6 protein-coding genes are annotated in these 5,739 nt (G+C 70.3%); all 6 read left to right on the top strand.

The window, feature by feature from the left end:
* Nucleotides 1-70: 70 nt before the first annotated feature.
* The 6 genes from AB8Z36_RS28430 (at nt 71) to AB8Z36_RS28405 (ending at nt 5,707) form a co-directional block, all read left to right on the top strand.
* Nucleotides 71-772: a bleomycin resistance protein gene (locus AB8Z36_RS28430; RefSeq protein ID WP_369216244.1), complete on the top strand. Its 702-nt coding sequence runs from the start codon at nt 71-73 to the stop codon at nt 770-772.
* Nucleotides 773-937: 165 nt separating this feature from the next.
* Complete coding sequence (locus AB8Z36_RS28425; protein WP_369216243.1) at nt 938-1,120, top strand: hypothetical protein; 183 nt, start codon at nt 938-940, stop codon at nt 1,118-1,120.
* Nucleotides 1,117-1,206 carry a K(+)-transporting ATPase subunit F gene (gene kdpF, locus AB8Z36_RS28420; RefSeq protein ID WP_062772255.1) on the top strand — a complete coding sequence of 30 codons (90 nt, stop codon included), beginning with the start codon at nt 1,117-1,119 and terminating at the stop codon, nt 1,204-1,206. The genes AB8Z36_RS28425 and kdpF overlap by 4 nt, the downstream gene beginning before the upstream one ends.
* A 7-nt stretch (nt 1,207-1,213) precedes the next feature.
* The gene (kdpA, locus tag AB8Z36_RS28415) at nt 1,214-2,878 is read left to right on the top strand and encodes a potassium-transporting ATPase subunit KdpA (RefSeq protein ID WP_369216242.1); all 1,665 of its coding nucleotides are present in this window, start codon (nt 1,214-1,216) and stop codon (nt 2,876-2,878) included.
* On the top strand, nt 2,875-5,007 hold the full coding sequence (kdpB, locus tag AB8Z36_RS28410) for a potassium-transporting ATPase subunit KdpB (RefSeq protein ID WP_369216241.1): 2,133 nt from the start codon (nt 2,875-2,877) through the stop codon (nt 5,005-5,007). The genes kdpA and kdpB overlap by 4 nt, the downstream gene beginning before the upstream one ends.
* A 22-nt stretch (nt 5,008-5,029) precedes the next feature.
* Nucleotides 5,030-5,707 carry a potassium-transporting ATPase subunit C gene (locus AB8Z36_RS28405; RefSeq protein WP_369216240.1) on the top strand — a complete coding sequence of 226 codons (678 nt, stop codon included), beginning with the start codon at nt 5,030-5,032 and terminating at the stop codon, nt 5,705-5,707.
* The last annotated feature ends 32 nt before the right edge of the window (nt 5,708-5,739 follow it).

Below are 5,739 nucleotides of genomic sequence, written 5' to 3'. Positions count from 1 at the left end.
GAGGGGGAGGGCCGCAGGGGGCACGGGAAAGGGCCTGCGCCGCTATTCAAAGTTGACTAGACTGCGGCGCATGCCCGAGAAAACGATCCCGCTCCTGCCCTGCCGGACCATCCAGCCGGTGGTCGACTTCTACACCGCCCTCGGCTTCGAGACGACGTACCTCCAGAAGAGCCCCTACGCCTACGCCGTCGTCGAACGCGGCACGATAGAGCTCCAGTTCTACGGCATGAAGCAGTACGAACCCACGGAGTCCCACTCCGGCTGCTACGTCCTGACCGACGACGTGGCGAGCCTGCACACCGCCTTCCGCGCCGGACTCAAGGCGGCGTACGGCAGAATCCCCTCCCGCGGCCTGCCCCGCATCGGCCCCCTCAAGGACATGTCGTACGGCGTGCGGCAGTTCCTGATGACCGACCCCGGCGGCAACAGCATCCGCGTCGGGCAGCCGATCAGCGACGACCCCTCCCTGCGCCCCGTACCGAAGGAGCCCTTCGCGCGGGCGCTGCACCTGGCCGACCTCTACGTCGACTCCAAGGAGGACCTGCCGGGCGCCGCGAAGATCATCGACCGGGCCCTTGAGCGCACGGACCAGCGGCCGACCCCGGAGCAGGAACTGCGCCTGCTCGTCCTGCGCGGCGACGTGGCCCAGCGCGTCGGCGACCTGAAGACGGCCGAAGAAGTGCTGGCCAGGGCCGCCGCGCTGGTGCTCACGGCCGCCGAGAGGGAGGCGGCGGCCGACGCTCTCGCACGCCTCGCCGAGCTGACGGCGTAGCCGGGCGGAAGCCCTGGCGAGGGGACCGTCAGGGGTATCGCCAGGGGCCCGTCAGGAGGATCGCCAGGGACCCGTCAACAACTTCACCCGGGACCCGTCGACGAGATCGTCAAGGACCCGTCAAGAGGATCGTCAGAGACCCGTCAAGAGGTCCGCCGACGTCGTATGGACGGCGTCAACGGCGGCCGGACACGGCTTGAACAACGGTTTCCTTCAACCGTCAGACCAAGCAGTTCATCCGTCCACTTCTTTCGGGAGCCCACGATGGCCGACCTGGCCTTCGTCGTCACCACACTCGCGGTCTTCGCGCTGGTGGCACTCGTCGCCAAGGGGGTGACGAAGCTGTGACCACCGAGAACATCGTCGGTCTCGTCGTCGCCTTCGCCCTCCTCGGCTACCTCGTCCTCGCCCTCCTCTTCCCGGAGAGGTTCTGAGTACGGCATGAGCCCAGTCCTCGCCGGGGTGCTCCAACTGCTCGCCCTCATGGCGGCACTCGCCCTCGTACACCGCCCGCTCGGCGACCACATGTCCCGCGTCTACGGCTCGAAGAAGCACCTCCGCGCCGAGAAGTGGATCTACAAGACCATCGGCGCCGACCCGGACACGGAGATGCGCTGGCCCGCCTACCTGCGCGGCGTCCTCGCCTTCTCCGTGGCCGGGGTCCTCTTTCTCTATCTGCTCCAGCGGCTCCAGGGCTCGCTCCCGGGCTCGCTGGGCTTCCGGTCCATCGACCCCGACCAGGCCTTCAACACCGCGGTCTCATTCGTGGCCAACACCAACTGGCAGTCCTACTCGGGCGAGCAGGCCATGGGCCACGTCGTCCAGACGGGCGGCCTCGCCGTGCAGAACTTCGTCTCGGCGGCGGTGGGCATCGCCGTCGCCGTGGCGCTCGTACGCGGCTTCGCGCGCTCCCGCACCGGCGAGCTCGGCAACTTCTGGGCCGACCTGGTGCGCGGCGTCGTCCGCGTTCTGCTGCCCATCGCCGTGCTCGGCGCCCTCGTCCTGGTCGCCTGCGGCGCGATCCAGAACTTCGCGGGCATCCACGAGGTCGGCCAGTTCGGCGGCGGCTCGCGGCAGCAGAACGGCGGTGCGGTCGGCTCGCAGGAGGTCATCAAGCTCCTCGGCACCAACGGCGGCGGCTACTTCAACGCCAACTCCGCCCACCCCTTCGAGAACCCGACCCCCCTCTCCAACCTCTTCCAGGTCTTCCTGATCCTCGTCATCCCCTTCGCGCTGACCCGCACCTTCGGCCGGATGACCGGCTCCCTCCGGCAGGGCCACGCGATCCTCGCCACGATGGTCACCATCTGGGTGGGCTTCACGGCGCTGATGATGTGGACCGAGTTCCACCACGGCGGCCCGGCGTTCGACCTGGCGGGCGGGGCGATGGAGGGCAAGGAGACCCGGTTCGGGATCGGCGGCTCGTCGATCTTCGCGGTGGCCACCACGCTCACCTCCACCGGCGCGGTGAACTCCTTCCACTCCTCCTACACCGGCTTCGGCGGCGGCCTGGAGCTCCTCGGCATGCAGCTCGGCGAGATCGCCCCCGGCGGCACAGGATCCGGCCTGTACGGCATGCTCATCATGGCGGTCATCGCGGTGTTCATCGCGGGCCTGATGGTCGGCCGCACCCCGGAGTACCTGGGCAAGAAGATCGGCACCCGCGAGATCAAGCTCGCCGCCTGCTACATCCTGATCACCCCGGCACTCGTGCTCGGCCTCACCGCGATCTCGCTGGCCCTGCCGACGCCCAAGGAGTCGATGCTCAACTCCGGCGCCCACGGGTTCTCCGAGATCCTCTACGCCTTCACCTCCGGCGCCAACAACAACGGCTCCGCCTTCGGCGGCCTGAGCGCCGACACCGACTGGTTCAACACCACGATCGGCCTCGCGATGCTCCTCGGCCGCTTCCTGCCGATGGTCTTCGTGCTCGCGCTCGCCGGATCACTGGCGGAGCAGCGCCCCGTACCGGAGACGGCCGGCACCCTGCGCACAGAGAAGCCGCTGTTCACCGGCCTGCTGGTCGGCACGATCATGATCATCACCGGTCTCACCTACTTCCCCGCGCTCGCGCTGGGACCGCTCGCCGAGGGGCTCGCGTCATGAGCACGCACACCAAGAAGCACGAGGCGGTCGAGGCCGCACCCCACCGGCCCCGGCCGCAGACACCCGAGGCCCCCGCGACCACCGGCGCGGGCAGGGTCGGCGCCGGTCTCTTCGACCCGGCCCAGCTGCTCACGTCGCTGCCCGACGCGTTCCGCAAGCTGCACCCCCGGGTGATGGTGAAGTCCCCGGTCATGTTCGTGGTCCTGATCGGCTCGGTGGCCACCACCGTGCTCGCGGTCAAGGACCCGTCCGACTGGTTCGGCTGGGCGATCACCGCCTGGCTCTGGCTCACCACCCTCTTCGCCAACCTCGCCGAAGCCGTCGCCGAGGGCCGCGGCAAGGCGCAGGCCGACACCCTGCGCAAGGCCAAGACCGACACCGTGGCCCGCCGCCTGACCGGCGGCACCGAGGAGACGGTGCCCGGCACCGCCCTGTGCGTCGGCGACCGGGTCGTCTGCGAGGCGGGCGACATCATCCCCGGCGACGGGGACGTCGTCGAGGGCGTGGCGTCCGTCGACGAGTCGGCGATCACCGGCGAGTCCGCTCCGGTCATCCGCGAGTCCGGCGGCGACCGGTCGGCCGTCACGGGCGGTACCAAGGTGCTCTCCGACCGCGTGGTCATCGAGATCACGACGAAGCCGGGCGAGACCTTCATCGACCGCATGATCGGCCTGGTCGAGGGCGCGGCCCGGCAGAAGACGCCCAACGAGATCGCGCTCAACATCCTGCTCGCGTCCCTCACCGTCGTCTTCCTGCTCGCCGTCGTCACCCTCAAGCCCTTCGCCGTCTACGCCGGGGCCGACGAGCAGACCTCGCTGATCGTCCTGACCGCGCTGCTCGTCTGCCTCATCCCCACCACCATCGGCGCCCTGCTCTCCGCCATCGGCATCGCGGGCATGGACCGCCTGGTGCAACGCAACGTCCTCGCGATGTCGGGCCGGGCCGTCGAAGCCGCGGGCGACGTGTCCACGCTGCTGCTCGACAAGACCGGCACCATCACCCTCGGCAACCGCAGGGCCGCCGAGTTCGTGCCCGTACGCGGCACCACCGCGGCCGAGCTCGCCGACGCGGCCCAGCTCTCCTCGCTGGCCGACGAGACGCCGGAGGGCCGCTCCGTCGTCGTACTCGCCAAGGAGCGCTACGGGCTGCGCGAGCGCCACCAGGGTGAGCTGGCCGACGCCGTCTGGGTGCCCTTCACCGCGCAGACCCGGATGTCCGGCGTGGACGTCGGAGGCCGCAGGGTCCGCAAGGGCGCGACCGCCTCGGTCCTCGCCTGGGTCGAGGAGCGCGGGGGAGCGGTCGCCGGGGACGCCCGGGAGCTCACCGAGCGGATCTCCCGGGCGGGCGGCACCCCGCTGCTCGTCGCGGTGGAGGACGACGGGGGCGCCCGGGTCCTGGGCGCCGTCCACCTCAAGGACGTCGTCAAGGAGGGCATGCGCGAGCGCTTCGACGAACTGCGCCGCATGGGCATCAGAACCGTCATGATCACCGGTGACAACCCGCTGACCGCGAAGGCCATCGCCGAGGAGGCGGGCGTCGACGACTACCTCGCCGAGGCCACGCCCGAGGACAAGATGGCGCTGATCAAGCGCGAGCAGGCGGGCGGCAAGCTGGTCGCGATGACCGGCGACGGCACCAACGACGCCCCCGCGCTCGCCCAGGCGGACGTCGGCGTGGCCATGAACACCGGCACCTCGGCCGCCAAGGAGGCCGGGAACATGGTCGACCTGGACTCCGACCCCACCAAGCTCATCGAGATCGTGGAGATCGGCAAGCAGCTCCTGATCACCCGCGGAGCCCTGACCACCTTCTCCATCGCCAACGACGTCGCCAAGTACTTCGCGATCATCCCGGCGATGTTCGCGGTGGCCCACCCGAGCCTGGACAAGCTCAACATCATGGGCCTCGCCTCACCGGAGTCCGCGATCCTCTCGGCGGTGATCTTCAACGCCCTGATCATCGTCGCCCTCGTACCGCTCGCCCTGAAGGGCGTGCGCTACCGCCCGATGAGCGCCGACCGCATGCTCCGGCGCAACCTCGGCGTCTACGGCCTCGGCGGCCTCGTCGCCCCCTTCATCGGCATCAAGATCATCGACGTGCTCATCTCCCTCGTACCGGGCCTGGGCTGACCAGAAAGCGTGCTGAGTCACCATGAACAACTCCGTAGCGAACACGGCCCGGCTGCTCGGCGCGGGTGCCCGCGCCCTGCTCGTCCTCACCCTGCTCTGCGGCGTCCTCTACCCGCTCGCGGTCACCGGCGTCGCCCAGGCCCTCTTCCACGACCGGGCCAACGGCTCGGAGGTCACGAGCCAGGGCCGGTCCGTGGGCTCCTCGCTCCTCGGTCAGCGCTATGACCTGCCGCTGAAGAAGGGCCGGCAGACACCCGAGCCCGACCTCAGGTGGTTCCAGCCGCGCCCCTCCAACGGCCTCGGCGAGAACAGCGTCAACACCCAGTACGAGCTCCAGGTCTCCGGCGCCACGAACCTCGCGGGCGACAGCGGCGAGCTGATCAGGCAGGTGCGGGCCGCGGAGGCCGCCGTGATCGAGGACAACTCCACGCCGGGCCACCGGGTCAAGCCCTCCGAGGTGCCCGCCGACGCGGTCACCTCCTCCGGCTCGGGCCTCGACCCGCACATCTCCCCGGCCTACGCGGACCTCCAGACACGCCGCGTCGCGGCCAGGAACCGGCTGGCCCCCGCGGAGGTCGAGCGGCTCGTCGAGGAGCACACCGACGGCCGGACGCTCGGCTTCATCGGCGAGCCCAGGGTGAACGTCCTGGAGCTGAACACCGCCCTGAGGGAGCTGGTCGCCAGGGGCGGCGGGAGCTGACGGGCGGGGCGACGAGAGCTGCCGAGCGCGGC

It is taken from the genome of Streptomyces flavofungini (assembly GCF_041028215.1).
Classification (GTDB): domain Bacteria; phylum Actinomycetota; class Actinomycetes; order Streptomycetales; family Streptomycetaceae; genus Streptomyces; species Streptomyces flavofungini_B.
This window is presented reverse-complemented; position numbering and strand designations above follow the sequence as displayed.